This is a genomic window from Ferruginibacter profundus (assembly GCF_054783275.1).
The window spans coordinates 1,785,357-1,810,111 of record NZ_BAAGQW010000001.1 but is presented as its reverse complement, the minus strand read 5'-3'; the positions used below and the strand labels follow the sequence as shown (position 1 = coordinate 1,810,111).

Annotated in this window: 23 protein-coding genes; 16 read left to right on the top strand and 7 right to left on the bottom strand. The window is 40.0% G+C overall.

What is annotated here, in order from left to right:
* Nucleotides 1-34: 34 nt before the first annotated feature.
* Entirely contained in the window at nucleotides 35-505 is a 471-nt protein-coding gene (locus ACYVM0_RS07730; protein ID WP_460554943.1) for a nuclear transport factor 2 family protein, read from the top strand.
* Nucleotides 506-797: 292 nt separating this feature from the next.
* Here ACYVM0_RS07730 and ACYVM0_RS07725 read toward each other — a convergent pair whose 3' ends face one another.
* A complete protein-coding gene (locus tag ACYVM0_RS07725; protein ID WP_460554940.1) occupies nucleotides 798-1,136 on the bottom strand; it encodes a hypothetical protein in 339 nt (112 codons plus the stop codon).
* A 65-nt stretch (nucleotides 1,137-1,201) separates the two neighbouring features.
* Between ACYVM0_RS07725 and ACYVM0_RS07720 the strand changes: the two genes are divergently transcribed.
* Nucleotides 1,202-1,627, top strand: a complete 426-nt coding sequence (locus ACYVM0_RS07720; RefSeq protein ID WP_460554938.1) for a DUF1761 domain-containing protein — start codon at nucleotides 1,202-1,204, stop codon at nucleotides 1,625-1,627.
* Nucleotides 1,628-1,721: 94 nt separating this feature from the next.
* Here ACYVM0_RS07720 and pyk read toward each other — a convergent pair whose 3' ends face one another.
* Together pyk and pfkA are read right to left on the bottom strand one after the other, a co-directional pair.
* Nucleotides 1,722-3,212 (bottom strand): pyruvate kinase, encoded by a 1,491-nt coding sequence (gene pyk / locus ACYVM0_RS07715; RefSeq protein WP_460554935.1) that lies wholly within the window; start codon nucleotides 3,210-3,212, stop codon nucleotides 1,722-1,724.
* A gap of 140 nt (nucleotides 3,213-3,352) precedes the next feature.
* Nucleotides 3,353-4,336, bottom strand: a complete 984-nt coding sequence (gene pfkA / locus ACYVM0_RS07710) for a 6-phosphofructokinase (RefSeq protein WP_430989640.1) — start codon at nucleotides 4,334-4,336, stop codon at nucleotides 3,353-3,355.
* A 179-nt stretch (nucleotides 4,337-4,515) separates the two neighbouring features.
* Between pfkA and ACYVM0_RS07705 the strand changes: the two genes are divergently transcribed.
* The 3 genes from ACYVM0_RS07705 to ACYVM0_RS07695 all read left to right on the top strand — a co-directional run bounded on the left by ACYVM0_RS07705 (nucleotide 4,516) and on the right by ACYVM0_RS07695 (nucleotide 7,354).
* Nucleotides 4,516-5,262: a hypothetical protein gene (locus ACYVM0_RS07705; RefSeq protein ID WP_460554932.1), complete on the top strand. Its 747-nt coding sequence runs from the start codon at nucleotides 4,516-4,518 to the stop codon at nucleotides 5,260-5,262.
* A gap of 190 nt (nucleotides 5,263-5,452) precedes the next feature.
* The gene (locus ACYVM0_RS07700; protein WP_460554929.1) at nucleotides 5,453-6,337 is read left to right on the top strand and encodes an SDR family oxidoreductase; all 885 of its coding nucleotides are present in this window, start codon (nucleotides 5,453-5,455) and stop codon (nucleotides 6,335-6,337) included.
* Between the two features lie 48 nt (nucleotides 6,338-6,385).
* On the top strand, nucleotides 6,386-7,354 hold the full coding sequence (locus ACYVM0_RS07695; RefSeq protein ID WP_460554926.1) for a carboxypeptidase-like regulatory domain-containing protein: 969 nt from the start codon (nucleotides 6,386-6,388) through the stop codon (nucleotides 7,352-7,354).
* A 2-nt stretch (nucleotides 7,355-7,356) separates the two neighbouring features.
* Here ACYVM0_RS07695 and argS read toward each other — a convergent pair whose 3' ends face one another.
* Nucleotides 7,357-9,327, bottom strand: coding sequence for an arginine--tRNA ligase (gene argS / locus ACYVM0_RS07690; protein ID WP_460554923.1), 1,971 nt, complete (start codon nucleotides 9,325-9,327; stop codon nucleotides 7,357-7,359).
* A 123-nt stretch (nucleotides 9,328-9,450) separates the two neighbouring features.
* Entirely contained in the window at nucleotides 9,451-10,263 is an 813-nt protein-coding gene (locus tag ACYVM0_RS07685) for an OmpA family protein (protein WP_460554920.1), read from the bottom strand.
* Nucleotides 10,264-10,427: 164 nt separating this feature from the next.
* Here ACYVM0_RS07685 and ACYVM0_RS07680 point away from each other — a divergent pair, with 164 nt between their 5' ends.
* The 9 genes from ACYVM0_RS07680 to ACYVM0_RS07640 all read left to right on the top strand — a co-directional run bounded on the left by ACYVM0_RS07680 (nucleotide 10,428) and on the right by ACYVM0_RS07640 (nucleotide 21,714).
* Nucleotides 10,428-12,056 carry an ABC-F family ATP-binding cassette domain-containing protein gene (locus ACYVM0_RS07680; RefSeq protein WP_460554917.1) on the top strand — a complete coding sequence of 543 codons (1,629 nt, stop codon included), beginning with the start codon at nucleotides 10,428-10,430 and terminating at the stop codon, nucleotides 12,054-12,056.
* Between the two features lie 104 nt (nucleotides 12,057-12,160).
* Nucleotides 12,161-12,667: a GtrA domain-containing protein gene (locus ACYVM0_RS07675; protein ID WP_460554914.1), complete on the top strand. Its 507-nt coding sequence runs from the start codon at nucleotides 12,161-12,163 to the stop codon at nucleotides 12,665-12,667.
* A 323-nt stretch (nucleotides 12,668-12,990) separates the two neighbouring features.
* The gene (locus tag ACYVM0_RS07670) at nucleotides 12,991-14,598 is read left to right on the top strand and encodes a hypothetical protein (protein WP_460554911.1); all 1,608 of its coding nucleotides are present in this window, start codon (nucleotides 12,991-12,993) and stop codon (nucleotides 14,596-14,598) included.
* A gap of 74 nt (nucleotides 14,599-14,672) precedes the next feature.
* Entirely contained in the window at nucleotides 14,673-14,852 is a 180-nt protein-coding gene (locus ACYVM0_RS07665) for a hypothetical protein (protein ID WP_460554908.1), read from the top strand.
* A 28-nt stretch (nucleotides 14,853-14,880) separates the two neighbouring features.
* The gene (locus ACYVM0_RS07660) at nucleotides 14,881-16,254 is read left to right on the top strand and encodes a hypothetical protein (RefSeq protein ID WP_460554906.1); all 1,374 of its coding nucleotides are present in this window, start codon (nucleotides 14,881-14,883) and stop codon (nucleotides 16,252-16,254) included.
* Nucleotides 16,255-17,742 carry a sulfatase-like hydrolase/transferase gene (locus tag ACYVM0_RS07655; RefSeq protein ID WP_460554903.1) on the top strand — a complete coding sequence of 496 codons (1,488 nt, stop codon included), beginning with the start codon at nucleotides 16,255-16,257 and terminating at the stop codon, nucleotides 17,740-17,742.
* Between the two features lie 301 nt (nucleotides 17,743-18,043).
* Nucleotides 18,044-19,960 carry an Hsp70 family protein gene (gene dnaK, locus ACYVM0_RS07650; protein WP_460554900.1) on the top strand — a complete coding sequence of 639 codons (1,917 nt, stop codon included), beginning with the start codon at nucleotides 18,044-18,046 and terminating at the stop codon, nucleotides 19,958-19,960.
* A 333-nt stretch (nucleotides 19,961-20,293) separates the two neighbouring features.
* Complete coding sequence (locus ACYVM0_RS07645) at nucleotides 20,294-20,959, top strand: hypothetical protein (RefSeq protein WP_460554897.1); 666 nt, start codon at nucleotides 20,294-20,296, stop codon at nucleotides 20,957-20,959.
* 254 nt (nucleotides 20,960-21,213) lie between these two features.
* Nucleotides 21,214-21,714 carry a hypothetical protein gene (locus ACYVM0_RS07640; RefSeq protein WP_460554894.1) on the top strand — a complete coding sequence of 167 codons (501 nt, stop codon included), beginning with the start codon at nucleotides 21,214-21,216 and terminating at the stop codon, nucleotides 21,712-21,714.
* A gap of 662 nt (nucleotides 21,715-22,376) precedes the next feature.
* Here ACYVM0_RS07640 and ACYVM0_RS07635 read toward each other — a convergent pair.
* Nucleotides 22,377-22,880 (bottom strand): hypothetical protein, encoded by a 504-nt coding sequence (locus ACYVM0_RS07635; RefSeq protein ID WP_460554891.1) that lies wholly within the window; start codon nucleotides 22,878-22,880, stop codon nucleotides 22,377-22,379.
* 254 nt (nucleotides 22,881-23,134) lie between these two features.
* Between ACYVM0_RS07635 and ACYVM0_RS07630 the strand changes: the two genes are divergently transcribed.
* A complete protein-coding gene (locus tag ACYVM0_RS07630; RefSeq protein WP_460554888.1) occupies nucleotides 23,135-23,374 on the top strand; it encodes a hypothetical protein in 240 nt (79 codons plus the stop codon).
* Between the two features lie 434 nt (nucleotides 23,375-23,808).
* On the top strand, nucleotides 23,809-24,213 hold the full coding sequence (locus tag ACYVM0_RS07625; protein ID WP_460554885.1) for an energy transducer TonB: 405 nt from the start codon (nucleotides 23,809-23,811) through the stop codon (nucleotides 24,211-24,213).
* Between the two features lie 134 nt (nucleotides 24,214-24,347).
* On the opposite strand, the gene ACYVM0_RS07620 is transcribed toward ACYVM0_RS07625, so the two are convergent.
* Nucleotides 24,348-24,746: a helix-turn-helix transcriptional regulator gene (locus ACYVM0_RS07620; RefSeq protein WP_460554882.1), complete on the bottom strand. Its 399-nt coding sequence runs from the start codon at nucleotides 24,744-24,746 to the stop codon at nucleotides 24,348-24,350.
* Between the last annotated feature and the right edge of the window lie 9 nt (nucleotides 24,747-24,755).

Below are 24,755 nucleotides of genomic sequence, written 5' to 3'. Positions count from 1 at the left end.
TGAATGCTAAATTTAGCGAATCTAAACTGTTTCTATGTCAAATAATGCACAAACGATTGCCCGGTTTTATAACGCCTTTCAAAAAAAGGATTATACAACCATGAATAGTTGCTATAGCGATGATATTATTTTCTTTGATCCTGCCTTTGGTTTATTAAAAGGCGACGAAGTAAAATACATGTGGGAAATGCTCTGCAAAAATGCCAAAGACTTTTCATTAACCTATGGTAACATTATCGATTTAGATGAAGAATACAGCACCTGCGACTGGGTTGCCACTTATACATTCAGTAAAACCGGTAGAAAGGTGGTGAACAAAATAAGAGCGAATATGAAATTTGCAGACGGTAAAATTATTGAACACAGCGATGCTTTCAGTTTACATAAATGGAGTGCCCAGGCCTTAGGTTTCAGTGGCTGGTTGCTGGGCTGGAATAAATTTTTTCAGAATAAAATAAAAAATACTGCGAAGAAGAATTTACTGAAGTTTATGGAATCGAAATAGGGATGTTTTAAACCACAGTGTGCACCGCCTGCGGCACCTTTTAATCGGAAAGCATTTTTAAGATGATTATGATTTGTTGTGATATAACGGTAAGAATTTCATGTATCATAAAAAGCTGCGTTCCAAAAAATACTGAAAGTGCTTAAATTATCACCTTGTCGGTGTCTTCACCGAACGAAAAGCTCAAAATGTACAGCACTTTCCTTTTTTCATTAACTGCCTGTCGGGATGGTCCGGGCTTTTGCGGGGAGTGAAGGTTTCAAAACATTAGTAAAAGCCTGATGTTTTATGGCTACACCTCTTCAATCACCGATTCCCCCTTACTTATATCCCCGCTTGTCCATTGCCATTGTTCATGCAAACGTATTTTTCCATTGGGTAAAAGTTCAGGAACGGATAAACAAATACCCGTCATTAATTGGTTTTGGGTATTGATATGCTGGTATCGCATATCCAATTGCCCCGCTGCATCAGCCAGCGCAATTAAACTGCCGCTGATAATATTACCGCCACTATATGTTGCTGTTACAATATTACCCGATTGCCGGTAGTTAAAGATAGTTGTGGCATCTACCTCGCCATTGCTGCTGTTGGCAACAGACCGGAAGGTCTTGTTATGGTAATTGTACATACTTGCAATTTGGGAAAATTATTTCTATTTTGTTGAATCATTTTCTTTAACCTAAACCTCCTGGCATGAACACCGAATTTTTAAACGACATTAACTGGCTGGCTGTACTGGTAGCCGGTATTGCTTACTGGGCACTTGGTGCGGTATGGTATTCAAAAATTCTATTTGCAAAAAAATGGCTGGAATACACCAAAATTAACCCCAACGACCCCGAAGCTAAAAAGGGTATGGGTATAATGTTTGGCGGTTCCCTGGTAATGATGGTATTAACTGCCACAGGCCTTTCTATACTGGTACACCGCATGGATATTACAGCATGCTGGATGAGTGGCGTAAAAATCGGCGCCATAACAGGCTTGTTATTTGGCACTACTGCCATAGCTGTTTCTTACCTCTACGAAAAAAGGCCCTGGGGTTTGTACCTCATCAATTGCGGCTATACCGTGTTGGGCAATATGATTGCTGCCATTATAGTTTGCTGCTGGCAATAAAATAAAACTATAAAAAAACGGTAAGCCTTGTAAAGCCTTACCGTTTTTTAGTGAAGTGTAAATGCCGGTATCTGCCGGTACTAACGCTTTTCTCTTATTCTACTTTCGTTACTTTAATAATATTGGTAGGCAAATGAAGGTCTACCGGTGTACTTCCGGTATTAACCACTACATCCCCGGTCTTTAAAAATCCTCTTTGTTTTAAGATCTCAATTTCATCTGAAATGATGTCATCCAGGCTTTCTTCTTCGGCATAGTAAATGGCTCTAACGCCCCAGCTTAGACTAAGTTGGTTGATCAGGGTTCTTTCTTTACTGAAAATATACAGCAGTGATTTGGGGCGATAGCTGCTGAGCATAAACCCGGTGTAACCGCTCTGTGTCATCCCTATCAAAGCAGTAGCATTGGTATCCTGTGCCAGTTTACAGGCACTGTAGCAAATAGCATCGCTTAAAAAAGAAGGCGAGTGGGGTTGCGGTTTTAAAATATCATCCCTGTCATAATCATATACTGTTTTTTCTACTTCCTGTATGATCTTACTCATCATTTCCACTACCAGTGTAGGATAATCTCCCATGGCAGTTTCGCCACTCAGCATTACGGCATCGGCACCTTCCAGCACGGCATTGGCAACGTCGGTTACCTCACTGCGGTTGGGTTTGGTACGCTCCATCATACTTTCCATCATTTGCGTAGCCACAATTACGGGCTTGGCACGGTGCATACATTTGCGTATCAGTTCTTTTTGAATGATGGGCACCTGTTCTACCGGAACTTCTACTCCCAGGTCGCCACGGGCTACCATGATACCATCGCTCTCCACAATAATATCCCTGATATTTTTCAAGGCTTCAGGCATTTCAATTTTAGCGATCACTTTTATTTTACTGTTCTTCGCCTTGATTCTTTTTTTAAGATCAGTAATATCAATGGCTTTTCTTACAAACGACAGCGCCACCCAATCAAGATTATTGTCGATGATGAATTCCAGGTCTTCAATATCTTTTGGTGTAAGTGAAGGCATGGTCAGTTCACTATCGGGAAGGTTTACCCCTTTTTTAGGAAGCAATGTGCCGCCTAAACTCACCCTTATCAAAACTTCTTTATCGCTCAGTACTTTTACCAGTTGTACTTCCATTTTACCATCATCAAAAAATATACGCTCGCCGGGTTTTACATCGGTAGCCAGGTTCTGGTAACTCACGTATATCTTTTCTTTGGTGCCCACCATTTTTTCGGTGGTTAAAATAATTTCATCGCCTTCCTTTAATTCCAGGCTGCCACCTTCCAGTTCGCCTACCCTTAATTTAGGGCCCTGCAGGTCTCCCAGTATGGCAATATTGTAAGGCTCTTTTATATTGATCTCACGGATGTAATCGATAATTTGTTTTTTGCTGTCGTAAGCACCATGCGAAAAGTTAAGGCGGAATACGTTTACACCGGCTTTAACCAGGGCCAGTAATTTTTCGTAGGTATCACAAGCCGGGCCTACAGTAGCTACAATTTTAGTTCTTTTCTGGGAGTGTTCAAGCCCCGCCTGCTTATCCATTTGACGATGCAGGTATTGCGTAAGATTTTTGCTCATGATTTTTTTAAAAGTTACGAGTTACGTGTTTTATGGTTTCTGTCTTTTTTTCGTTACGGGTTACGGGTTTATTTTGTTTTTAATACGCTTATAAATCGCTAACGATAAATAACCCGTAACAAAACAAACCCGTAACTGCTTTAACTGGATAATACTTTCACCACTGTCATCCATTCTTCACTGATCCTTTGTTTTTTCTTTACCGCTTCATTTAACGGCGTATAATGTATTTTGTTATTTACAATGCCTACAAAAACATTAAACCTTCCTTCCATCAAACATTCCACTGCATGGTAACCCATACGGCTGGCCAGTAAACGGTCCATACAACTAGGGCTGCCACCTCTCTGGATATGTCCTAAAATACAAACCCTTACTTCCTGCTGCGGCAATCTCTGTTTAATCACTTTGGCCACCTCATCAGCACCACCAAATTCTTCACCTTCAGCCACTACAATTAAATTCACCAGTTTATGACGGCGCTCTTTTTCTTCCAGGGCTTTTACAATATCAGTAATGATGGTCTTTCTTTCGGGTATCAGTATGTTTTCTGCGCCTGTAGCAATACCACTGTGCAGGGCAATATAACCTGCATCACGGCCCATTACTTCAATGATGAATAAACGGTCGTGAGCATCTGCTGTATCCCTTATCTTATCAATAGCTTCTACAGCAGTATTTACCGCAGTATCAAAACCAATGGTAAAATCAGTACCCGCAATATCTTTATCAATAGTGCCCGGTAAACCAATACAGGGGATATCAAATTCATTACTAAAGATCTGTGCACCACGAAAACTGCCATCGCCGCCAATGATCACCAGGCCATTGATGCCGTGTTTCTTTAAATTTTCGTAAGCGATCTTCCTGCCTTCGGGGGTAAAAAATTCTTTACAACGTGATGTTTTTAAAATAGTGCCGCCACGCTGAATAATATTGGCCACACTTTTACTTTCCATACGAAAAATATCATTTTCCACCATGCCGCTATAGCCTCTCATAATACCAAATACTTCCATCCCATGGTAGATACCGGTACGCACTACTGCACGTACGGCAGCATTCATGCCCGGACTATCTCCACCGGAAGTAAGTACACCAATTTTTGTTACTTTCTTTTCCATGTGCCAAAGATAAGTTAAAGACTTGATTTTTTGATGTGTCAAAAATACACATTAGAAATTGCGGCAGTTTTTTGCACCATTTACTAATACTTTTTTGATGCTGCGGCAAAATAAATATACCCTGCAACAGGTATTTACAACGTAATAATAACAACTTACATTTATTAAAACTTATAGTAATGAAATTTCATGTATTGATTTACAGCCTGTTTTTTGGCAGCTTGCAATTATCGGCGCAGCAAGACAATAAGAAAGAGCCTTTTGTTTTTACCATTACAGACTACATCGTTGCCTCAAACGACAGCATTACAATAGTACAGGTGCAAATGCCGGCAGGATCAAAAATAAGTATTGAAAAAGACCAGGTGGGTTTACTCCGGCGCAATTTTACCAACGATAATACTGATACTGCAAAAACCGGATGGGGCAGGTGCCGTTTAATAAAAGGCGACTATTATTATTTTGGTTTGCATTTGTACGATCCCCAAAAAAAGCCACAAAAAAACGACCTGGTATACACCATGGTCAGTTACCCGGCAAAATATAAAGGCCGCATTTATGCCATGATAAAAAACGCTGTTTACTTTGAGCATGTAACCGGCGGTAATTTTTATGATTTTAATACAGCGGCAACATTAAATGAGCAACAGGAAAACAGTGTAATAGATTCTTTGGTTGCAGATATTCAATTTACCGGTAAAGAAATGCTGCAACAAAATAACGGACAGGACCAGGATATCAGCGGTGGCATATTTAATGGCAAAAAATTATTTGCGGCCATGCAAACGGTTACCAATAATAATGTAAAAGATTTTTTAGATTATGTTGCGGCAAGGCCCCAAAAATATGCAGGCAATACCTGGAAGATATCAGAAACATTTGCCACCTGGATGGTAAGTAAAACACCCACAGTGGTACGGGAGTGATAAAGTAAAATATAAGGTTACACTACGCTGCATCAGGTTATACAGCGGAGTGATTCTTCGCCAGGCAAGGTTTCTCTAATGGGCTTTTTTATTCATGTTTATTCGTGTACCTGGCGGCAACAGATTTGTGCTGCAGGCGCAATGTAAATAAAAATTGCTCTCTTAAAATTTATACAGCATCTTTGTTTTGATGAAAGTATTAATTACAGGAGCCAACGGTTTTTTAGGTTATTACGTAGTGGAACAATTGCTGAATAATAATCACGTAGTAATTGCTACGGGTAAAGGAGAGCGCCGCTTACCATTTGTGCACCATCATTTTATTTATGAGGAATTGGATTTTACCGATGCCGGAGCTGTAACGGTAATTTTTGCAAAGCACCGGCCCACACATATCATACATGCAGGCGCTATCAGCAAGCCCGATGAATGCGAATTAAATAAACCAGTAGCAGATAAAGTAAATATAGATGGAACAGCAATTTTATTGGCCGCTGCAGAAGAATATCATGCGGCTTTTTTATTCTGCAGTACCGATTTTATTTTTGATGGTATCAAAGGCATGTACAACGAAGAAGATGCACCTGCCCCTGTAAATTATTATGGCGAAACCAAGGTAAAGGCAGAAGCATTGGTGCAGCAATATCCGCAGCAATGGAGTATTGTAAGAACAGTACTAAACTATGGTAAGCCTTTTAATAAACGTAATAATATCTTAACAATTGTAAGAGAAAAATTAGAAAGAGGAGAAGCGTACCAGGTTTTTCACGACCAGGTACGTACTCCAACCTATGCCGGCGATTTTGCCTGGGCACTTGCTACTATGCTGGAAAAAAATGTGACTGGCATTTACAATATCTGTGGCGAAGATGTGCTTACGCCTTACGAAATGGCAATAGCTACCGGCAACTTTTTACAATTGGATACCTCACTGATCAAAAAAATAACAGCTGCCGATTTTGTGCAGGCTGCAAAGCGGCCATTAAAAACCGGGCTTGATATCACGAAAGCAAAACGTGACCTGGGCTATCAGCCTGTGAGTTTTAAAGAGGGGCTGAGAAGAACATTAGGATAAAATCAAGTCATTTTTTTTTGTAATTTTAATTCACTTAGCCGTATTGCAATGAAAAAAAACACCCCGCTTCATATTACTATTCCAAAACCATGCGCCCAAAGCTGGGATGCAATGCCCGTAGCAGGCGAGGGCAGGCATTGCATGCACTGTAATAATACCATTTACGATTTTTCGCAGATGAGCGATAATGAATTGTTTGATTTTTTTAAACAAAGACCGGATACGCATTGCGGCAGGTTTCATAATACGCAATTACAAAGGGATATTTTGCCTTTAGTTCCGCAAAGAAATCTCGTAGCCTATAAGTTTACCAAAATGGCTGCAGCAATATTTGCAGTACTTAGTTTTAAGTCATTGTCTTTGCAGGCCGGTAAAAAAACTGCAACAACTATCCTGGATGCAGATTACGCCTTCAAAAAATCATCCACTTCCGGCAAGCTGATAATTTCCGGCACCATAAAAGACAGCGAAGGAAATCCATTGGAAAAAGCAACGGTAATATTTGATGAGGCACAGGTTGCCATTACAGATAAAGAAGGAAAATTTAGTTTTGAATTACCTGAAGTAACTGCCACCAGCCATACATTATATTTTAATTATGGGGATCTGATCACCGCGGTTCGCAATTACCATCCGGCTATGTTGTCTACTGCTTATGATGTGGTGCTGAATAAAAAAGTGGAAGGCTTTCATACAATGGGAATAGCGATACCACCTTCTGAACAATTAGGCGCCTTGCCAAGTTTATTATTTAAAACGAATGCCTATAAACTAAGCGCCGATAATAAAGCCATACTGGCTGCCATAGCCGCAAAAATGAAAGGAGTGCCCAATGGTACTATTACTGTTACTGCTTACAGGGGTGGGCATATGAATCCATCGATCTATGCACACCGGATGGACAATATTAAAAAATACCTGGTTGAGCAGGGGGGCATAAGTGCAGACCGGATTACCACTATTGTTGAAGATAGCGGAGGAGATAAAAATACCATTGATATTAAGTCGGATAATTAAAATTACATCCGCTCGGGCACTTCTACGCCCAGTAAATTCATCCCGCTTTTAATTACATTCGCCGTCATAGCGGCTAACTGTAAACGCAATTGTTTTTTCTGTTCTGTTTCTGCATTGGCAATAGAATGCTCCGTATAAAACGAACTGAATGTTTTGGCAATATGGTATACATAAATAGCAATGGCAGATGGATTCATTTCATCGCAGGCCTGCTTAACAATAGCGGGATATTGCTCCAGTGCCACAATCAATTCCTTCTCTAAAGGCAAAAAATCATTCACCACTGACGATTCACCACTCACCACTGACGATTCACCACTCACGCCTGACGATTCACCACTCACGCCTGACAACTCACCACTCACCCCTGCCGATTTCCTCAATATAGATTTTATCCTGGCATGATTGAATTGAATAAAAGGCCCCGTAAATCCATGAAAATCGATACTCTCCTCCGGGTTAAAGATCATTTTCTTCTTAGGGTCAACCCTTAACAGGAAAAACTTTAAAGCACCTAACCCGATGGTATGATACAATGCTGTTAATTCTTCAGCAGTAAAATCTTTTACCTTACCCAGCTCTTCTGTTTTTTCCTGCGCTACTTTTTCCATTTCTTCTACAATATCATCTGCATCCACTACAGTACCTTCCCGGCTTTTCATTTTACCGGTAGGTAATTCCACCATACCATAACTCAGGTGATAAATGTTTTCTGCATTGGGCAACTGTAATTTTTCAGCAATTAATTTCAGCACCTTCATGTGGTAATTCTGTTCATCACCAATTACATAAATGCTCTGGTCAATACCATACTCTTCATACTTCTGTTGCGCCAATCCAATATCCTGGGTGATGTAAACCGAAGTGCCATCTTTACGCTGCACAATTTTTTTATCTAAACCATCAGCAGTCAGATCAATCCAAACGCTGTTATCTTCTTCTTTAATAAACACATTTTTCTGTAAACCTTCTGCTACAATTTTTTTACCTAGCAAGTAAGTATTGCTCTCATAATAGGTTTTATCAAAATCGCTGCCTATCGTTTTATAGGTAATATCAAATCCTGCATAAACCCAGCCGTTCATTTTTGTCCACAGTTCTATTACCTCAGGCTTGCCGGCTTCCCAGTCAAAAAGCATTTGTTTGGCTTCTTTCATGATATCAGTTGCCGACCTTCTTATTTCGGTAATATCATCATCAATTTTTGTGATTTTTTCTTTATTCTTTTCATTATTATCAGTCAGCAGCTGGCTTTTTATTTTTGATAATTCAATTACCTTGTTCTTTTCTTCTTCAGTATAATGCGTATAGTCGTTATTGTTTTCTTTTGTAGTCAGATTGATAGATTGTTTTTTTAATTCCTGTTCAAATTTTACATAATAATCGCCAACAAAATGATCTCCCTTTATTCCGGTTGATGCCGGTGTTTCTCCATTACCCCATTTCTGCCAGGCAATCATACTTTTACAAATATGAATACCCCTGTCGTTTACAATACAGCTTTTTATCACTTCGTATCCACTGGCTTTAAAAATTTCTGCCACACTCCAGCCTAAAAAATTATTTCTTAAATGGCCAAGATGTAGAGGCTTGTTGGTATTGGGAGAAGAATATTCCACCATTACTTTTTTGCCATTCATAGCCTGCTTGCCAAAACACACATCGTTATGATGCTTTGCTACAATATCCATCCAGTAAGCATCGGCAACAGTAAGGTTTAAAAAACCTTTAATGATATTGTATTTTGTAAAAAGCAAAGGATTATTTTCAACCAAATGATCGCCCAGTTTGGTACCAATGGCATCCGGCGATAGCTTTAATGATTTTACTAAGGAGAATAACACAATGGTGTAATCGCCTTCAAATTCGGGCTTGGTCTGGTTAACCTGGAAATCTTTTTCGGTAAAGGCCTGGCCAAATAATGCGGTTAAACTTGCTACGGCACTTTTTTGTAAACTTTCTACTACTGACATAGCGCAAAGATAATAGACAACAGACAATTAGCAATTGTCAATAAACGAAGGGCAACAGGCAATTTAAAAAATGCGGATTTCTTTTTAATAAATCTAAAATCGCCAATTCAAAATCTGCAATCCTTATTTACTGATGATCTTTATCTCAACTCTACGGTTCAGTTTAGCTTCGGTTTCATTTTTTTCGGGATAATCAAACAGTGGCTGATTGTGCCCCACACCGATATAAGAAAGCCTGGTTGCAGCAATGCCATTTTTTATAAGGTATTCCCAGATGGCTTTTGCCCTGGCTTCAGATAAATTATTTAGTCCGGTTTCTTCATCCAGTCCATCAACATTGCCGGGCAGGCAACAGATATGGCCCTGTATCTGTATCACCAGGTTTTTATTTTTCTTCAACGCACCTAACAGGTCTTTCAACACCGGGTAGCTTTCTGGTAACAGCTGGTGCCGGGCACCAATAAAATTGATGTTTTGTAAAATAATATTGCTGCCGGCTTTTACAGCAGTATCCTGCAATTGTGTGCTTACATTATCTGTCACTGTATTTAAAGACGCTGCAATATCCACCCGCCGGTTGGCCTGGCGTTCAGTTGCTGTGGAATTACCATTCACCGGTTTTCGTTTGCCATATCCCCTGGAAATGGTAAAAGCTGCCAGCGGTAATTTATTTTGTAGCAAATATTTCTTTACTGCCTGCACCCTTTGCACACTCAGGCGGTCATTATACGCATTATTGCCAATGCCATCGCAATAGCCCCGTAATTCAATAGCGGTCTGCCCGGCAGCAATATTGATAAAGCTGTCTAATGTTGCTTTTGCGGAAGGTGTAAGCTGGTGTTTATTAAAATCAAAATACACGGCAGTGCCGGTTTCATTTTGTGCGGGTACAAAAAATGGCAGCAACAAAAGGCTGTATAAAAGAGTAAGTTTCATAAAGTTGTTTTCATAAATATGAGGATAATAATCCGCATTAGCTTCAATCAAAGCCAAAATAAATGCTGCAACTATTATTGACCAGCTACCTGTTTTCCCCAAATCCAAAATCGCCAATCTAAAATCCGCAATCCCTCCCTATCTTTGCACACTTTTTTACAATTATGATAAGTGCTAATAATATAACGCTGGCGTACGGCAAAAGGGTTTTGTTTGATGAGGTAAATATCAATTTTACCAAGGGAAACTGTTACGGTATCATTGGCGCCAATGGTGCCGGTAAATCTACATTTTTAAAGATACTGAGCGGGGAGATTGAACCGAATAAAGGAACCGTGGATATTACTCCCGGCGAACGTATGGCGGTGCTTAACCAGAACCAGTTTGCGTTTGACGAAATAACAGTACTCAATACAGTAATGATGGGCCACAGTAAAATGTGGAAAGTGATGCATGAAAGGGATGCCATCTATGCCAAAGAAGATTTTACCGAAGCCGATGGCCTTAAGGCAGGCGAACTGGAAGAACAATTTGGCGAAATGGGTGGCTATACTGCCGAAAGTGATGCGGCTACCATGCTGAGCGAACTGGGTGTGGATGATGCTTTACATCAATTACTGATGAAAGATGTGGCGGCTAACATCAAAGTACGGGTATTGCTGGCACAGGCCATCTTTGGTAACCCCGATATTTTATTACTGGATGAACCTACCAATAACCTTGATGTGGAAACCATCAGCTGGTTAGAGAATTTTTTAGCCGATTACCAGAATATTGTGTTGGTGGTAAGTCACGATCGTCACTTTTTAGATGCCGTATGTACGCATGTGGCGGATGTGGACAAAAACAAAATAAAGATATATACCGGTAACTATACCTTCTGGTACGAGAGTTCTCAATTGGCAGCAAGGCAGGCAGGGGATAAGAATAAAAAGATGGAAGAAAAGAAGAAAGACCTGTTGGAATTTATTGCACGATTCAGCGCCAACGCTTCTAAAAGTAAACAGGCTACCTCCCGTAAAAAAGCATTGGATAAACTGGTGTTTGAAGATATTACACCGAGCAGCAGAAAATATCCCGGTATTATTTTTAAGCAGGAGAGAGAAGTGGGTAATGAGATCTTAAAAGTAGAAGACCTTACCAAAATTGTGGAAGGTAAAACCTTGTTCAGCAAAGTGCGTTTTGATGTACAGAAAGGTGATAAGATAGCATTTGTAAGTAAAGACCCGATGGCATTGACAACTTTTTTTGAAGTTTTAAACGGCAGGATAAAAGCAGACAAAGGCACTTACGAATGGGGTACTACCGTAACCACGGCTTACTTGCCCAACGATAACAGTGAATATTTTACCGGCAGCAGCTACAACCTAATGGATTGGTTGCGCCAATACGTACCACCGGGAACAAAAGATGTGGATGAAGATTTTTTACGCGGCTTCCTGGGTAAAATGTTATTTACCGGCGATGAGATCATGAAGAAGACCAACGTATTGAGCGGGGGAGAAAAAGTGCGTTGCATGGTAAGTAAAATGATGTTGCAGAACCCCAATGTGTTAATGCTGGATGAACCAACCAACCATCTTGACCTGGAAAGCATCACTGCATTTAACGATAGCATGATCGCCTACACCGGCATTGTGCTATTGACTACGCATGATCACCAGTTTATGCAAACCGTTGCCAACCGTATCATTGAATTGACACCTAAAGGCATTATCGATAAACTGATGTCCTACGATGAATACCTGGCGGATGACAGGGTGAAAGCAAGCAGGGAAGAAATGTACAGTTAGAAGTAAAAAAGTATATAAAGTATATAAGGTAGATAAAGTAAAAGTTGTTGCAATAGCAGTATCTCCTGCTATTAGCCATCAACTATCAATCATCAACTTTTTTAATGCCGAAAGACAAGATCATAGCATGTATAGATTTTTTTTATCCGCCATTTCGCAAATTAATGCCGGAACAAACTTTTCGTTATGCAGCTTGTGGTGGTGCCAATACTTTGCTGGGCCTTGCAGTTAACTATGTTTTTTACAGGTTTGTATTTGATAAAGAAGTGTTTCACCTGGGCTTCATCAGCCTGGAGCCTTATGTGGCTTCGCTGGCAGTGGGTTCGGCGGTAAATATTATCACCGGGTTTTTATTGATGAAATACGTGGTATTTGTTGATTCCAATCTTAAAGGCCGCATCCAGTTCTTTCGTTATTTCTTGTCCTTTGCTTCTATGCTGGGGCTTAATTATATCCTGCTTAAATTATTTGTAAAAATATTTCGCTGGGAAGCATTTTTCAGCCAATGCCTTATTACAATAATTGTAATTATTGTAAGTTATATCAGCCAGAAATATTTTACTTTTCGCACCCGGAAGGAAACAGAAACCTCTTCTGTTACGGAGATATAAACACCGGTGGAAAAATTGCCGGCCGGGCTATTATACTTTTTTAACCGGAATGGTTAAATTGCATTACAAAAAAATAGCCCCTCTATAGAAATAGAGCGGCTTTAACGATTGCTTGCTATATGAAAATTCTTAAAGTAGTTCTTGATATGTTTTGCTAAAAGTTTTTCATTCTTCCTGCATTTTTTGTGCAGTTATAACGATTGATTGTCCCTTTAACGATTGCCTGCTATCACCATCAACTCATCCTCTTTAGTAAAAGTAGGATGAGTTGTTATTTTAATAAAATCAACTTAATACCGGTTTTATTATGGTAAACCATATTTTTGCACCATAAAAACCTTACCGGTATTGGTTTTTATAAAAAATTAGTATTTATGCCCAACCGCTTTACAGATACCTTATTTCAACTGGTCCGTTCCCTGGAAAAGGCGGAAAAAAGGCATTTTAAGCTCTATATCAAACGAAGTTCCGGAAACGAAGACCTTAAAATTGTAGAATTATTTGATGCGCTGGATAAACTGGAAGAATACGACGAGGCTTTACTGCTAAAGAAACTGAAGTCCATAAAGAAGCCCCAGTTATCCAACGTAAAAGTTCATTTATACAAACAACTACTGGCCAGTTTACGATTGCTGAAAAGTACCGATAGTATCGATCTGCAATTGAACGAGCAATTTGACTATGCCCATATCCTGTATAAAAAAGGATTGTTCTCTCAAAGCCTTAAAATTTTGGATAAGGCAAAAGAAACAGCTAAAGCCAATCATAAGGTTAACTTTTTACTGCAGGCCATTGCATTGGAAAAGAGAATAGAAACACTGCATATCAGCCGTGCCATGCAAACCCGTGCAGAGCAATTATCTGCCGAGATCAATGAAGTGAACCACCAGATAGATATTCTAGCAAGGCTATCTAACCTGGCCATGTTGCTGTACAGCTGGTTTATAAAAAACGGCCATGCCCGTAACGAAAAAGACGAGGAGGGTGTAAAAGCCTATTTAAAAGAACACCTGCCTAAAGATGCGTTGGAACAAAATGGCTTTTACGAAAAACTATACCTGTACCAAAGCTATACCTGGTACGCTTTTATCCGGCAGGATTTTTTGATGTACTATCGGTACGCTCAAAAATGGGTGGATATTTTTGATGAAAAACCACTGATGATAAGGGTGGAAACCGGCCACTATATTAAAGGCCTGCACACTTTGCTCAATGCACACTTCGACCTGCGCAACTACCAGAAATTTGACGATACACTGAAGAAATTTGAAAAATTTGCAGAAACCGACCGTGTACGCCTACACGATAACTTCCGTACCCAGGCTTTTGTATACATCTACAGTGCCAAAATTAACCAGCACAGTATGCTGGGTACTTTTAAAGAAGGCTTAAAACTGGTGCCGCACCTGCTGGAGCAATTAAGAGAAAATGAACTCTTTATTGATGAACACCGCATCATGGTATTCAACTATAAAATTGCCAGCATGTATTTTGGCAGCGGCGATTTTGCCACCTGTATCGATTTTCTGCAAAAGATCATTAACGAAAATACAGAGGTAAGAAGCGACCTGCAAAGCTACTCCCGCCTTATGCACCTGATGGCACACTACGAACTGGGTAATTTTGAACTGATGGAATACCTTACCAAATCGGTATATCGTTTCATGAGTAAAAAAGAAAACCTTACGGTGGTGGAAGAAGAGATGTTTAAATTCTTAAGAAAATCGTTTCATATCTCCAGGGCTAAATTGCAGCAGGAGCTGGAAAACTTTTTAGAAAAAATAAAGGGGTTGGAAAAGAATCGTTTTGAAACCAGGGCATTTGCTTATTTAGATATTATATCCTGGGTGGAAAGTAAAGTATACAGGAAATCGATGGCTGAAATTTTACAGGAAAAATATGAAGAAAGCCGCAAACGGATATACAAATAAAAACGCCACAAACCTGGTATGCAAAGCATCTGTTCAAATTTGTTTAACTTGGCATTTAATTAGCAAACGTTCTCATGAAAAATGTTTTTTTATACCTCGACCCCGGCAGTGGCAGTTACATACTGCAGGTTATTATTGCAGCTATTTTAGGAGGCTTGATGTTCTTTAAAAATTTCTGGATCAAGGTGAAATCATTTTTTATTAAGCCCAAACAAAAAGAGGAAGAAGCAAAAGAGCAGGAGGGGGATGAATAAATTACAGTACACGCTAAAAAAATAATTATTGGCTCCTGATATTTTACAACATGCTGCTTCCTACAGGGACAGGGATGGCTTTATATTTAAGCACGGCAAAAATTATTACCGTTGCATTAATACAGGTTATCATGAGGCATACCAGCAGTTAATGCAAAGCGGCCTCTATGCACAGCTCACTAAAAAAAAATGGCTGGTCAGTCATGAGGAAGTTACCAGCGATGCGGAATTACATTTCCCCGGTGCAATTATTATTTTACCACAACAGGTTAACTACATCAGTTATCCTTACGAATGGAGTTTTGCCATGTGGCAGGATGCGGCCTTGCTCACGCTCAACATTGCAAAGGAATCTATAGATAAAGGTATGCTACTGAAAGATGCCACGCCTTTCAATATCCAGTTTGTACATGGCCGTCCTGTATTTATAGATACGTTGTCTTTTGAAAAATATGATGCGGCAAAACCATGGGTGGCCTATCGCCAGTTTTGCGAATGTTTTATAGCACCGCTTTTATTGCAACAATATTGCCATGTGGAAATGGGGAAGCTATTTACCATTTACCCCAACGGTATTCCATTACCAATAGTAAAATCATTATTACCAGGCAAAGCAAAATGGAACCTGCATAATTACCTGCATGTGTATTTGCAGGCATCGGTTAAGCCGGGCAAAACAAAAAATGATACTGCTGCCAAAGGTTTTTCTCAACAAAAAATGTTGCTGCTGCTGAATGGCCTTATCAGTTATGTAAATAAGCTGCACCCCAAAAAAAGCAAGACCATCTGGGATGATTATTATGGCGGCACTATTTTAAGCGAAGCCTATCTGCAGGAAAAAACAAAACTGGTGCAATCATTTGTCAACACTGTTTCCTTTTCTACCGTAGTTGACCTTGGTGCTAACGACGGCCACTTTAGTGTACTGTTCAAAAACACGGATAAGCAAATGGTATCCGTTGATGGCGATGCCAATTGTATTGACGAACTCTACAAAAAAATAAAAAAAGAAAAGATCAGTAATATTCTCCCGCTGATCAATACATTAAATACACCATCGCCGGCAATTGGCTGGAACAATGCAGAGCGTACTTCTTTTAATGAAAGAATAAAAGGCGATATGGTTTTTGCATTGGCACTGGTGCATCACCTGGCCATTGGCTGCAATCTGCCGCTGCATTTTATAGCTGGCTGGCTGGCCCCAATGGGCAATTATTTATTGATAGAATTTGTGCCCAAACAGGATGAGAAAGTGAAACTGCTCCTGCAAAACCGGCAGGATATTTTTGACGACTACACTATTGCTGATTTTGAAAAAGTATTCTCTGAAAAATACAGGATACTATTGCAGGAAAAAATCACTGGTACCGAACGCACCCTTTACCTTATGCAAAAATTGTAAATGAAACTATTAAAAACGATACCCTGGTTTCTTTTTTTGCTGGTGCTTTTTTTTGTGGCACATGGTGCGGTGGAAAATTTCGGGTTTATTTATGTAAATGAAGTGGTAAAAATAGGCTTAACGATCCTTGGTTTTGTACTGCTCTTCTTTTTACTCACCAGGATTTTTATCAGGAACAATATACATGCGGCCCTTATTGTTTTTTTTATCAGTGCCTGGCTGTTATTCTTTGGTGCCGTGTTCGATTGGGTAAGAAGTGTTAGCCTTTTGCATTGGCTGCACAGCTATAGTATTTTTGTTCCTTTCATGTGCTGCACTTTTATTGCCTTCATATTATTCATCCGTAAAAAAGAACCGCTGCGGAGTAAGTTATGTTTCTACCTTAATCTGTTACTGCTGATCTATTGTATTTTCGATCTTGCAACATTAGGATTTAAAGCTATCAGTACCAATAAAGCAGTAGTAAAAAATACGATCACCATTGATGCGGCTGCCATACAATCAAAACCTGATATTTACTTTTTACTTTTTGATGGTTATCCCGGTTATAAAAGTTTACAGGATAGTTTTGCATTTGCCAACGACAGTTTGTATCATTTCCTGGCCACGAAGAATTTTAAAATACTGCCCACTTTTTCCAATTACAACATGACGTATTACTCCATGTCTTCCATGTTGAATATGCAGTACATTGATAAACCCTTTGTGCCATTGGCCAATACAGCAGCCGACGATCAGCAGCGCATCAAGGAAATTAAAAATGCCGGACTCATCCGCCTGCTAAAAAGCATGGGTTATCAGTTTACCAATTATTCCATCTTTGATATTGCCGATCAGCCTTCGGTAAAGGGCAATTCCTTTGTGGTATCGCAGGCTACCTTGCTTACACACAAGATCTTCTTTAATAAAATAGTAAAAGATATCGGCTGGCATTTTATATCCGGTAAATACAGCATTCCCTTCATCAAAAATATTTTTATGGGGGATGACAGGAACAATAAATTTATTGAAGAAAAATTAACAGCAGGTAAGATTGCCGGTGCAGGTACGCCAAACTTTGTATACGCACATTTACTGCTGCCGCACCCGCCCATATTTTGCGATAGCGTAGGCAATTACCTGCCAACAGAAACGATCTTTGATCCAAAGGCTGCTGCCAACAAAGCCCTGTATCTATCCTATTTAAAATATGCCAATACAAAAATGCAGGGCATCATAGAAAGCATTGGCAACAATGATCCCGGTGCCATTGTTATTGTAATGAGCGATCATGGCTACAGGGATTACGATATTGGCGACCGCACAGAACCCCTGCACTTTAATAATATCTGCGCCGTGCATTTTCCCGATAGCAACTACCTGCCCATGAAACCCCAATGGAGCAACGTGAATTTTTTCCGCTACCTGCTCAACTGCGAATTCAATCAAAAGCTGCCTTACCTGGCAGATAGTGCCATCTTTTTAAGAGACATAAAAACAGCGGAGTAAAAGTGGCCCGCCGATCTCGCCAATTACGCAGAAAAAGGCATTAAAAATTTGCGAAATCTGCGATATCTGCGGGCCATACCCTCCACCTGCCCGGCAGGCAGAGCCACCTATTTAAGGGATATAAAAGCAGGAGAATAGCATTGCCCCGCCGATCTCGCCAATTACGCAGAAAAAGGCATTAAAAATTTGCGGAATCTGCGACATCTGCGGGCCATATCCTCCCTTTTCTGCCAATTTTGCATAAAATCCCTAATGGCACAATCATTGACTATTCCTTGTAAACTCAATAAATTTTTACAACATGGGAAAGATTATAGGAATTGACTTAGGAACCACCAACAGTTGCGTATCCGTAATGGAAGGTAACGAACCCGTGGTGATTGCCAACGAAGAAGGGCGCCGCACCACCCCGTCGGTAGTGGCTTTCCTTAAAAATGGCGAACGTAAAGTAGGTGATCCTGCAAAGCGCCAGGCCATTACCAACTCTCAAAACACCATCAGCAGCGTTAAGCGCTTTATGGGCCGCCGTTTTGATGAAGTAACTGAAGAGATCAGCCATTGGAGCTACAAAGTAGTAAAAGGCGACAATAATACAGTTCGTATCGACATAGATGGCAGGTTATATACGCCACAGGAAATAAGTGCCATGGTATTGCAGAAAATGAAAAAAACTGCCGAAGATTACCTGGGCCACGAAGTAACAGAAGCGGTAATTACCGTACCTGCTTATTTTAACGATGCACAGCGCCAGGCTACAAAAGAAGCGGGTGAAATTGCAGGCCTTACCGTAAAACGTATTGTAAACGAACCTACCGCAGCTGCATTGGCTTACGGTTTGGATAAAGGCGGTAAAGACCAGAAGATCGCTGTATTTGACCTTGGTGGTGGTACATTCGATATCAGTGTACTGGAATTAGGCGACGGTGTATTTGAAGTAAAATCTACCAATGGTGATACCCACTTAGGTGGTGATGATTTTGATAAAGTGATCATGGATTGGTTAGCAGACGAATTTAAAGCCGACGAAGCCATTGACCTGCGTAAAGACCCGATGGCTTTGCAACGTTTAAAAGAAGCCAGTGAAAAAGCTAAGGTAGAATTATCTTCTTCTACTGAAACAGAGATCAACCTGCCTTATGTAACTGCAGTGGATGGTGTGCCAAAGCACTTAGTGAAAAAATTAACCCGTGCAAAATTTGAAGCACTGGCTGATAAATTATTTGAACGTTGTTTAAAACCATGCGAAGCGGCATTGAAAGATGCCGGCATGAACACCAGCGAAATTGACGAAGTGATAATGGTAGGTGGTAGCAGCCGTATCCCTAAAGTACTGGAGATCGTTGAAAAATTCTTTGGTAAAAAACCTAACCGTGGTGTTAACCCTGATGAAGTAGTTGCTATTGGTGCTGCTATACAAGGTGGTGTAATGACCGGAGAAGTAAAAGATGTATTGTTGTTAGACGTTACCCCGTTAAGCCTGGGTATTGAAACCATGGGTGGTGTAATGACAAGGTTAATCGACAGCAACACTACCATCCCAACCAAAAAATCAGAAACATTCAGTACCGCCAGCGATAACCAGCCGGGGGTGGAAATACATGTACTGCAGGGCGAAAGGCCAATGGCCAACCAGAATAAGAGCCTGGGTAAATTTAACCTGGCCGATATTCCACCTGCACCACGTGGTGTACCGCAGATTGAAGTGATATTTGATATTGATGCCAACGGTATCTTACACGTAACGGCTAAGGATAAAGGCACCGGTAAAGAACAACGCATTACCATACAGGGTGGTAGCGGCTTAAGCAAAGAAGAAGTGGAAAAAATGAAGAACGAAGCTAAAGCCAACGAAGCCTCTGATAAAGCAGAAAAAGAAAAAGTAGAAAAGATAAACGGTGCCGACAGCTTAATTTTCCAGACAGAAAAACAACTGAAAGAATACGGTGATAAAATACCTGCTGATAAAAAAGCACCTATTGAAGCCGCTCTGGAAAAATTAAAAACTGCCCACAAAACTGCCGACCTTGCACAGATTGACGCCGCTACCGCAGAAATGAATACTGCCTGGACAGCCGCAAGTGAAGACATGTACAAGGCCACACAGGATGGTGCAGGAGCTAACCCAGGCGCACAACCCGGCCCGGATGCAGGCAGCGAACCGCAACAGCAAAACAGTGAAAGCAAAGTAGAGGATGTGCCTTTTGAGGAAGTGAAGTAAGAGAAGAAGTAGAAAAGGTTTAAAAGTATATTTAGTAAACAGCCGTTCAGTAATGAGCGGCTGTTTTTTTAACATGGTCTGACGCCTACGTCTGACCATGTTTTTTTGGGTATTAGCGTGAGTAACAATATTGAACTTCAGTGGCGTCGCACTCTTGTACTGTATTACTCTATTGAGCTTTAACTTAAGCCTGGAATGTATTTATACCACTAATTACATTACTCAAAGGAACCTGATAGCTGCTTTCAAAATCTTATATTTGTTAGCGCCATTGTTTCCTCAGTCATTATGATAATGAAATGGCAGGGTAGCAGCTACATAAAATTTATAATTATGCGTAAATATCTATTTATAATAATTGGTAGTTTAAGTTTTTCTATTGCAACAGCTCAAAAATCTCTAGGTAAGTTTATAGATAGTGCAATTAAAATAACCAGTTTTTCTGCTGACGACTGGGCGATTGGGCTCGATATAAGACAAGCGGGAAGAATGGCTATATACGACACCCATGGTAATGACTCCCTTGGTAATGAATTTATTGATCCTGCAATGGATTGTATCCTTTTCATTATTAAGATACAGGGCAAATACTATACACAAAAATTTACAACAACTTACGAGCTATATACACACGACTATCACACAAGTATACAAAAAGCTTTACCAGCTAAAATAACGATTGATTACAATATCGATAGCCTCCGGCTTTCCGGTAAAGAATACATACTCCCATTTATTTACAAGCTCGATGGTGTAGAGGGGTATAGTTATCAGCAACCGGCAGATCATTCGCAATACTATACCATGTATTTCAAAACAAAGGAACTGGACGTGCAAACATTCTTTAACGAAGATGATATCAGAGAAGCAATGTCCTTTCTGAAACCAGGCGAAAAAAATGTAAACTATTTGTATAATTCAAAAACATTTACTTTAAGAGCATTCTATAAACTTAGGGACTTATTTAATGAACATAAAGAGATTTTTCTATTTAAATAAATTTCGCTGCAGCCTTCCCTCACTGGTGTCAACCAGACTTTTAGCCGTTGTTGGTATGTCGGGCAGGCAAGTGCGCAAGACTACCAACAACACATTCCGAAGCCTACTGGCGCCAGTCTTCTTCCGTAGGAAGGCGACTGGTGTCTATCAGTCTTAGCGGTTTGTAACCGCAGCATACATTTTGAGAAAATAATATACCACAACTAACTCAGCCCGAAGTCCACTCAGGCAAAACCAACAAAGCCCAGTTGAAAATGATTGCATCAACATTACAAAACGACATAGAGGAAGCAATTCCAGTCTTGCTTGAGTTAGCAAGAGAAGTAACCTGGAATAAAATTTCAGACAATTGCAAATTCATTGTATCAGAAATAAAGAACAGCGGGGATAACTTTCATGTACAAAGAAGGATGAGGAAAAAAGAGAACGATCTAAAAATTCCTCTTACATTGCAGCAGCAAATGCCCACCTTACAGCAGTTGTATGAAAATTTTTACGACATCAATCTTCACATTTACAAGGCAACAAAAAATCTCACTATCATTGATATTCGTTACTATCCAAAATCTTCACTTGACCAGGAATACAAACAGCAGGTAATGAATAACAAACCAATGTTGCACAGTAAAATAACAATACCTGCGTGGGTGAGTGATAAAAAAAATAAGTTTGATATTAATTGGGAGCATAAAGAATGGTTGATACACTGGAAATTGTATTGGGAAAGACGAAAACTAAAAAGTCAAAAAAGGTAGCTTTCCTTCGCCGTTTTTGATATGTCGGGTAGCCCACTGGCGCCAGTCTTCTTCCGTAGGAAGGCGACTGGTGCCTGTTAGTCTTAGCGGTGTGCAACCGCAGCATACACTCTGAGAAAATAATATAACCCTTCGCCATTGTTGCCCCTCTGGCGCCAGTCTTCTTCCGCAGGAAGGCGACTGGTGTCTATTAGTCTTAGCGGTTTGCAACCGCAGCATACACTTTGAGAAAATAATATAACCCTTCGCCGTTGTGGGTGTGTAGCTAAGGCAAGTGCGCAAGCCTTCCAATAACATAGCCCGAAGCCCACTCCGGCAAAAACAACATAGCGCAATATTTGTTACAGCTTTTATTTCACCCGTATTGTTGGTACCCCACTGGCGCCAGTCTTCTTCCGTAGGAAGGCGACTGGTGTCTATTAGTCTTGGCGGTTTGCAACCGCAGCATACACTTTGAGAAAATAATATAACCCTTCGCCGTTGTTGGTATGTAGCTAAAGCAAGTGCGCAAGCCTTCCAACAACGCAGCCCGAAGCCCACTCCGGCAAAAACAACATAGCGTTTGTTACAGCTTTTATTTCACCCGTGTTGTTGGTACCCCATCGCTCATTATCCTTGCTTCGATACCAACAACGGCTAAGGCTAAAAATAATACAGCCCTATCAATAAGCCAGGGAGGTTACCAGGGCATCCGCTACTTTACTCATTTCTGTTTCCTGGGCTTTATTGCAAATAACGGTAAGTTGTATAAGTCCATTGGTAACATCAGGTAACGGATTTTTAAGCCGGGTTAGGGTGGCGTAGTTTAATTCTGTATTTGTTATTACTACTTTATTATTGGTAAAGTATTTTATTTTTTTGTAAATATGGTCGCCCGATTTTACATCAGGTAGTATGGTACGTACATGTGGGTCTGGTGAAAATTGTAGTTTATCCAGCACCATAAATTTAGCAAGGTCTTTATCTGGGTATTGGTTCAGGGTAATTTCTATCCGGCTGTAAATATCCCCGGTTTTACGCAGCGTAATCTTTTTTAAAGAAGAATCTTTTACATACCAACCGGCAGGTATTGTATATCTCATATTGGCATTAAACACTGTTTTTTCCTGGGCAGAGATTTTTGTTGTAATTATAGCAACGATGATAAATAGCAATAATTTTTTCATAGTGGGTAAATCGGTTTAAGTAATTGAGATACAGTACAGATAATCCATTTTCTGTTTTTGTAACCACCCATTGGCTCAGCCATATGGGGCAGTTAATACAACATAACGTAATTGCTGCAAATTTATTTTTCTCCTTGCCTATGTTTTGCCCTTGTTGGTACGCTATCACAATACTGCATACCAACAACGGCATAGCAACAAAAAAATGCAGGTGAAAATATGGGGTGCCTAATCTTCGTACGCACACAATTAATATGACAGCTAAACTGATCAATGCGCTTATTCCTGTATTTGCAGGAACTTATTTTTTGCTGTTATTGTACGGTAATGTGAATTTACCTGCAGCGCAACAATTAAAATTCAACAATTTTGTTCTGAATAAAAAGAAGTGGTTAATAGTGCTTTGCTGGCTGATGATTGTTTTGCCTGTTTTTGCTTATGTTATGCAAACCTTTTTTACTGAAACTGTTTGGGTTGAGAAACCTGTGCATTGATCAGCTAATCCAATTTGTCCGAAGCCCTGCAAACAAACCTGAGTATTTATTTCGATAAATAAAATCCTGCGTTTGGTTTTACGGAAGCTTTTAATTTTCTAATGCCACCCTTTCAGGGTTAGTCACTTTTGCATAATTATTTTGCTACAGTAATGTCAGCCTTTCAGGCTTAGCGGTTTATAATCCCGAAGGGATGAAATTAATATAGCTGTAGAAATAAGTTTAGAGCTAACCCCGAAGGGGTGGAATTTTTTTCGCCGCTGTGTTGTTTTTAACCGTAGCTATACAAATGCCGTTTGCTTTATCCCGAAGCTCATTGCAACCCCAACCAATTGAAGCCTTATATTTGTAACAGTGCTGTAGTGCATAACCCTAAACATTGCCGGGCAAACAAATTGCAATCCCGTTTAATTTCTTTATTAAAACATTGGCTGATGAAACATTTACTGTTAATGCTATTATGCCTTGGGGGTATAATGTATACGCATGGGCAGGTAGCAGTAAAACAAGTAGTGGTAGAATTTAACAAACCCAAAAAAAGCAGCAAAGCTGTTGCAACGGTGCAGGTAAAGGGCAATTCTGCACAGGACTCTGCATTGCTATTGTCCCTACAGCGAAATATTGATGCTGCCAGGGTTATGGGTAGAGGCGTTAAAAAAGGAAAATATATTGTAGTAGTAAAGTATATCTTTTCTAAAGATGGTTCTATATCTGATATTGCATGTGAGAACGACCCGGGATACGGCCTGTGCCAGGAAGTGATCAGGGTTATGAAAAAGACCAGAGCCTGGACACCGGCTGCTCAAAACGGGCGTACGGTACGTGATTATCGCCACTGAGCCTGTTGATCAGGCAACGAATATTTATTGCTGTTCTTATCCTGGGTCGGTGCCTTAATCAGCTGTAACGCTAAGTATGCAATCAGCAACTGATTCAAAAATCATACTTCATCATTGCAGGTATTCGTAAACGATTACTTTTTTCCATCCAGTAATTTCTGCAACATTTCCACTTTCTCTTTTTCACTTTTCAACAACGCATCATATAGCTCAATAATTTTTTCTATCGGATTAAATGTGGGATAATAATTAAATAAAGAATTGGCTGATGCGTTATCGTGATTGTGAACGGTATTGGAAATAATATTTACCACTGCTTCTTCATCAAAACTTTTAATGGCTGCCACAGGTATTTTAAGCACCGTTGCCAATTGCTCCAATAAAGAATCGTCTATCACTTCTTTCCCTTCCAGCAACGATATTTTTTTCTGGTTCCATTCTGTACCCAGTTCATGCGCCAGGGCTTCCTGTTTAATGCCCAGCATTTCTCTAAAGCGTTTTATGTTGTGGCCCTGGTGTATTGTTTTTTCCATGGTTGGTAG

Excerpts from the sequence above, each read along its gene's own strand:
- ACYVM0_RS07730 (WP_460554943.1), top strand. The coding sequence starts at position 35 with ATGTCAAATAATGCACAAACGATTGCCCGGTTTTATAACGCCTTTCAA.
- ACYVM0_RS07725 (WP_460554940.1), bottom strand. The coding sequence starts at position 1,136 with ATGTACAATTACCATAACAAGACCTTCCGGTCTGTTGCCAACAGCAGC.
- ACYVM0_RS07720 (WP_460554938.1), top strand. The coding sequence starts at position 1,202 with ATGAACACCGAATTTTTAAACGACATTAACTGGCTGGCTGTACTGGTA.
- pyk (WP_460554935.1), bottom strand. The coding sequence starts at position 3,212 with ATGAGCAAAAATCTTACGCAATACCTGCATCGTCAAATGGATAAGCAG.
- pfkA (WP_430989640.1), bottom strand. The coding sequence starts at position 4,336 with ATGGAAAAGAAAGTAACAAAAATTGGTGTACTTACTTCCGGTGGAGAT.
- ACYVM0_RS07705 (WP_460554932.1), top strand. The coding sequence starts at position 4,516 with ATGAAATTTCATGTATTGATTTACAGCCTGTTTTTTGGCAGCTTGCAA.
- ACYVM0_RS07700 (WP_460554929.1), top strand. The coding sequence starts at position 5,453 with ATGAAAGTATTAATTACAGGAGCCAACGGTTTTTTAGGTTATTACGTA.
- ACYVM0_RS07695 (WP_460554926.1), top strand. The coding sequence starts at position 6,386 with ATGAAAAAAAACACCCCGCTTCATATTACTATTCCAAAACCATGCGCC.
- argS (WP_460554923.1), bottom strand. The coding sequence starts at position 9,327 with ATGTCAGTAGTAGAAAGTTTACAAAAAAGTGCCGTAGCAAGTTTAACC.
- ACYVM0_RS07685 (WP_460554920.1), bottom strand. The coding sequence starts at position 10,263 with ATGAAACTTACTCTTTTATACAGCCTTTTGTTGCTGCCATTTTTTGTA.
- ACYVM0_RS07680 (WP_460554917.1), top strand. The coding sequence starts at position 10,428 with ATGATAAGTGCTAATAATATAACGCTGGCGTACGGCAAAAGGGTTTTG.
- ACYVM0_RS07675 (WP_460554914.1), top strand. The coding sequence starts at position 12,161 with ATGCCGAAAGACAAGATCATAGCATGTATAGATTTTTTTTATCCGCCA.
- ACYVM0_RS07665 (WP_460554908.1), top strand. The coding sequence starts at position 14,673 with ATGAAAAATGTTTTTTTATACCTCGACCCCGGCAGTGGCAGTTACATA.
- ACYVM0_RS07655 (WP_460554903.1), top strand. The coding sequence starts at position 16,255 with ATGAAACTATTAAAAACGATACCCTGGTTTCTTTTTTTGCTGGTGCTT.
- dnaK (WP_460554900.1), top strand. The coding sequence starts at position 18,044 with ATGGGAAAGATTATAGGAATTGACTTAGGAACCACCAACAGTTGCGTA.
- ACYVM0_RS07645 (WP_460554897.1), top strand. The coding sequence starts at position 20,294 with ATGCGTAAATATCTATTTATAATAATTGGTAGTTTAAGTTTTTCTATT.
- ACYVM0_RS07640 (WP_460554894.1), top strand. The coding sequence starts at position 21,214 with ATGATTGCATCAACATTACAAAACGACATAGAGGAAGCAATTCCAGTC.
- ACYVM0_RS07635 (WP_460554891.1), bottom strand. The coding sequence starts at position 22,880 with ATGAAAAAATTATTGCTATTTATCATCGTTGCTATAATTACAACAAAA.
- ACYVM0_RS07630 (WP_460554888.1), top strand. The coding sequence starts at position 23,135 with ATGACAGCTAAACTGATCAATGCGCTTATTCCTGTATTTGCAGGAACT.
- ACYVM0_RS07625 (WP_460554885.1), top strand. The coding sequence starts at position 23,809 with ATGAAACATTTACTGTTAATGCTATTATGCCTTGGGGGTATAATGTAT.
- ACYVM0_RS07620 (WP_460554882.1), bottom strand. The coding sequence starts at position 24,746 with ATGGAAAAAACAATACACCAGGGCCACAACATAAAACGCTTTAGAGAA.